Source organism: Bradyrhizobium sp. SHOUNA76 (assembly GCF_023006445.1).
Classification (GTDB): domain Bacteria; phylum Pseudomonadota; class Alphaproteobacteria; order Rhizobiales; family Xanthobacteraceae; genus Bradyrhizobium.
The window spans coordinates 1-4,368 of sequence record NZ_JALBHA010000517.1 but is presented as its reverse complement, the minus strand read 5'-3'; the positions used below and the strand labels follow the sequence as shown (position 1 = coordinate 4,368).

The following is a 4,368-nucleotide window of genomic DNA, read 5'->3' as shown; positions in this document are numbered from 1 at the left end:
CAGCAACCCCGGCGATGCCGCCGGAGCGGCCGTAGTGGGCGGCGTCGTCGGCGGCATGATGGGCGGCATGTTCCGGCGCTGAGACGCGACGCCGATCTCAAGACACAAAAGCCCGGCTCGCGCCGGGCTTTTTCATTGGGACGATGGTGCTAACCGCGTACTCCGTCATTGCGAGGAGCTCTTGCGACGAAGCAATCCAGGACTGCCACCGTGGAAAAGATTCTGGATTGCTTCGCTGCGCTCGCAATGACGAGGTTGCCTACTTCCCCGCGGCCTTTCGCAAGGCCTCGTTGATGCGGTCCTGCCAACCCGGTCCGCCGGCCTGGAAGAACTCCAGCACGTCCTGGTCGAGGCGCAGCGTGACCTGCTCCTTGACGCCGGGAACGGCGTTTTGCTTGGGCGGCGCCGCGGCGACCTTGGCCGTCACCTTCTTGAATGCCGCCTCCGCTTCGGTCCTGGCATCGCCAATCGTGCGCGGCCGCCTCGGTGGTTGGTCCGCCATGTCCTAGATCCCCTCAAACAGCGCCGTCGAAAGATACCGCTCGGAGAAGGACGGCACGATCGCCAGGATGGTCTTTCCCGCGGCGTCCGGCCGCTTGCCGATCTGCAGTGCTGCCGCGATCGCCGCACCCGAGGAGATGCCGCCCGGAATGCCCTCATGCCGCGCCAGCGCGCGGGCGGTCTCGATCGCATTCGTCGAGTTGATCTTCACGATCTCGTCGATCACGGCGCGGTCGAGAATGTCAGGGACGAAGCCGGCGCCGATGCCCTGGATTTTGTGCGGCGTATGCTGTCCGCCTGACAGCACCGGGCTCTCCTCCGGCTCGACCGCGACGACGCGAAGTGAGGCCTTGCGCGGCTTGAGCACCTGGCCGACGCCGGTGATCGTGCCGCCGGTGCCGACGCCGGCCACGAAGAAATCGATATTGCCGCCGGTGTCGTTCCAGATCTCCTCCGCGGTGGTGCGGCGGTGCACCTCGGGATTGGCGAGGTTCTTGAACTGCTGCGGCATCACCGAGTTCGGCGTCGTCTTCAGCAACTCCTCGGCGGCGGCGATCGCGCCCTTCATGCCTTGCGCCGCTGGCGTCAGCACCAGTTCGGCGCCGAGAAAAGCCAGCATCTTGCGCCGCTCGATCGACATCGATTCCGGCATCACCAGCTTGAGGCGGTAGCCGCGCGAAGCCGCCACGAAGGCGAGCGCAATGCCGGTATTGCCGGAGGTCGGCTCGATCAACACGGTGTCGGGCGTGACGATGCCCGCCTTCTCCATCGCGATGATCATGGCCGCGCCGATGCGGTCCTTCACGCTTGCGGCCGGATTGAAATATTCAAGTTTTGCCAAAATGGTCGCATTCACGCCGTGCATGCCGGGCAGCCGGCGCAAGCGCACGATGGGCGTATTGCCGAAGGCCTCGACGATCGAGTCGTAGATCCGGCCGCGGCCGGGTTGGTGCGCTGCACCCGTGGTGGACGATGCGTCCATGATGAACTCCCTGTGGCGACAATGCTTCTGTCGACCGCTGCGCAGTTACAGACAGCTTGCGGCGACGCGCAAGCGACAATGCGGGGCGGCCCGGAATTCTGCTGCATAGCAAAATTGTGTGGGCAGGCCGGCTGTCTGGGCGGCGGCGGGAGGCCCAAGCCCGCCGTCCAGCCGATTTCGTTGTCAATCCGTTCACGATTGCCGTGTTGAACTGCCGGGCCGGCGTGCAGCCTTCCGATCATCGCTTGTGCCCTAGCCAAATGCCGTCCCGGCAGGCGACGTCCGTTGCGATCGGCCGATCACGGGCGGCCGGAGCGCAGAGAAGGCCTGATGCACAGACGGCTGGCATTCATCGATACCCTGCGCGGCATCGCCGTCCTGGCGGTGGTCGTCCAGCATGCGCTCGAGGTGATCGTGCGGGAACACCCGACCGGCGCCTATCATGCGTTCCTTCACGACGCGATCGGCTACTACATGAATTTCGGCCGGTTCGGCGTCGTGCTGTTCTTCTTCGTCAGCGGCTTCGTCATTCCCTTCAGTTTTCCCGCCAGCGCATCTCCCGTAAACGACTTCGCGATCAGTCGCTTCTTCCGGCTCTACCCGGCCTACTGGGCCTCGATCGCGATCGGGCTGGTCACGATGCAGGCGGTCATGTCCAGGACCTATCCCCTGTCGCAGATCGCCGCGAACCTCACGATGCTCCAGTCCTTCCTGGAGGTCCCTCACCTCTGGGACTTCTACTGGACGCTCACCATCGAACTGCTGTTCTATCTTGTCTGCATCGTTCTCTTCGCGGCAGGATTGCTGCACCGGCGCCTCACGGCCGTCGCGATTGTCGTTGCAACCGCTCTTGCCGGGACGGCGGTGGCCGGCCTGGTTGAGCACAGGGCGGCCTGGGTGGTGACGGAGGTCGGCCTGAACCTGTCGGCAATGTTCCTCGGCAAGATCATTCGCGATACCGTCATCGGCGGGAGCCTGCGATGGCGGCATGTGGCGCTCTGCACGACACTCTACGTATTGTTCGCCGTCACGCTGTCCAGCAAACGCCATGGCGGGATCTACCAGGACGATTTCTTCTACAGCTATTCGGTCGGGGCAGCCTATGTCTGCGCGGCCCTCGTCTTCATCGTGTTCGCCGTAGTCGGCGAGAAGATGGCGTGGCGCCCGATCGCGTTCGTCGGCGTCATCAGTTACTCGGTCTACTTGATGTCGCCGTTCGCAATGGACTGCGTTCACCACTACGCCTGGCCGGGCGACGGACCGCTGGCATGGTTCGTGTTCGTCGCCGAGGTCGTGACGTCGTCGATCCTTGTCAGCTTCATGACATATTCGCTCGTCGAGACCCCCTCGATCTCGTTTGGGCGCAGGCTCCGTTCAGACCGCAGCACGCCGGTCGCTATCGAGCCGGCTCTCGGTCGGCAGGGTGCGGCGCAGTAATCGAACGTCACGACGCGCGAAGCAGTGCGGCGACTTATCGCGATGCACACCGATTGTTTGCATTGCGATAGTTGCGACTGCGAATTCGCCAAGCTGACGGCAGGACACATCGAGGTGAAGCTAATTTTATGAGAGCCAACGCATTTGTGTTGCGACCTCGTCAACTCCTTCTGCTTATGTTAGACTTACGTCTTAAAGCAGGGAGGTCACCACGATGTCAGCAGTCGCTGAAGTGTTGCCGACCGTCGCGGCGAACCGCGATCCGCGTTGCAGCGAGTTGCCCACCTGTCCCGTCTGCGCCGACTCCATGGTCGCCGCCGAAGCATCCGCCTACGTGTCGGACCACATGATCAGCTATCTCTGGACCTGCGACAATTGCGGCTATGGCTTCGTGACCAAGCACGCCGTGAAGACGCGCTTCCTATGCAACTGATCTAGCGCGGGGCGATGTCGCCCCCCGCCCAGTCCGCGCGTGTACGCTGATAGAACTCATCGAATTTTCCCCGTGCGACCGCGTCCCTGATGCCCTGCATCAGGAACTGGTAATAGGCGATATTGATTTCGGACAGCAGCATCGCCCCCAACGTCTCGCCCGCCTTGACGAGATGGTGCAGATAGGCGCGCGCGCAGTTGCGCGTTGAGGGCCATGAGCTTTCCTCATCCAGCGGACGCGGATCGTCGGCATGGCGCGCATTGCGTAAATTCACCTGACCAAAGCGCGTGAAGGCGACGCCGTGCCGGCCGTTGCGCGTCGGCATCACGCAATCGAACATGTCGATGCCGCGCTTCACGGCTTCGAGGATGTCGTCGGGCGTGCCGACGCCCATCAGGTAGCGCGGTCGCTCCTTCGGCAGCACCGGCGCGGTCTCGTCGATCATCGCCAGCATCACCTCCTGCGGCTCGCCGACGGCAAGGCCGCCGATCGCATAGCCGTGGAAGCCGATCGCGACCAGGCCTTCCGCGCTGGCATGACGAAGCTGGGGAATGTCGCCGCCCTGCACGATGCCGAACAGCATGTAGCCGTCGGGAGCGCTCTCGAAGGCGCGCTTGCTTCGCTCGGCCCAGCGCAGCGACAATTGCATCGCGCGGTCGATGTCGGCGCGCTCGGCCGGCAGCCGCACGCACTCGTCCATCTGCATGGCGATGTCCGAGCCAAGCAGGCGCTGCACCTCGATCGAGCGCTCCGGCGACAGCTCGACCTTTGCACCGTCGATATGCGAGCGGAAGGTGACCGCGTGCTCGCTGATCTTGCGCAGGTCCGCCAGCGACATAACCTGGAAGCCGCCGGAATCCGTCAGCATTGGCCCGTTCCAGCCGGTGAACCGCTGCAGGCCGCCGAGGGCCGCGATCCGCTCGGCGCTCGGACGCAGCATCAGGTGATAGGTGTTGCCGAGCACGATGTCGGCGCCGGCATCGCGCACCTCGCGCCAGTGCATGCCCTTCATGGC

General features: G+C 64.0%; 5 protein-coding genes. 2 read left to right on the top strand and 3 right to left on the bottom strand.

The window, feature by feature from the left end; genetic code table 11:
• Window positions 1-259: 259 nt before the first annotated feature.
• Both MOV74_RS32305 and cysK read right to left on the bottom strand, forming a co-directional pair.
• Entirely contained in the window at window positions 260-502 is a 243-nt protein-coding gene (locus MOV74_RS32305) for a BrnA antitoxin family protein (protein WP_246931050.1), read from the bottom strand.
• Window positions 503-505: 3 nt separating this feature from the next.
• Complete coding sequence (gene cysK / locus MOV74_RS32300) at window positions 506-1,483, bottom strand: cysteine synthase A (protein ID WP_246931049.1); 978 nt, start codon at window positions 1,481-1,483, stop codon at window positions 506-508.
• A gap of 330 nt (window positions 1,484-1,813) precedes the next feature.
• On the opposite strand from cysK, the gene MOV74_RS32295 reads away from it, so the two are divergent.
• On the top strand, window positions 1,814-2,920 hold the full coding sequence (locus tag MOV74_RS32295; RefSeq protein ID WP_246931048.1) for an acyltransferase: 1,107 nt from the start codon (window positions 1,814-1,816) through the stop codon (window positions 2,918-2,920).
• A gap of 214 nt (window positions 2,921-3,134) precedes the next feature.
• Window positions 3,135-3,353 carry a hypothetical protein gene (locus MOV74_RS32290; protein ID WP_246931047.1) on the top strand — a complete coding sequence of 73 codons (219 nt, stop codon included), beginning with the start codon at window positions 3,135-3,137 and terminating at the stop codon, window positions 3,351-3,353.
• Window position 3,354: 1 nt separating this feature from the next.
• On the opposite strand, the gene tgt is transcribed toward MOV74_RS32290, so the two are convergent.
• Window positions 3,355-4,368 (bottom strand): tRNA guanosine(34) transglycosylase Tgt (gene tgt / locus MOV74_RS32285; RefSeq protein ID WP_246931046.1); only part of this gene is annotated, 1,014 nt, incomplete at its 5' end.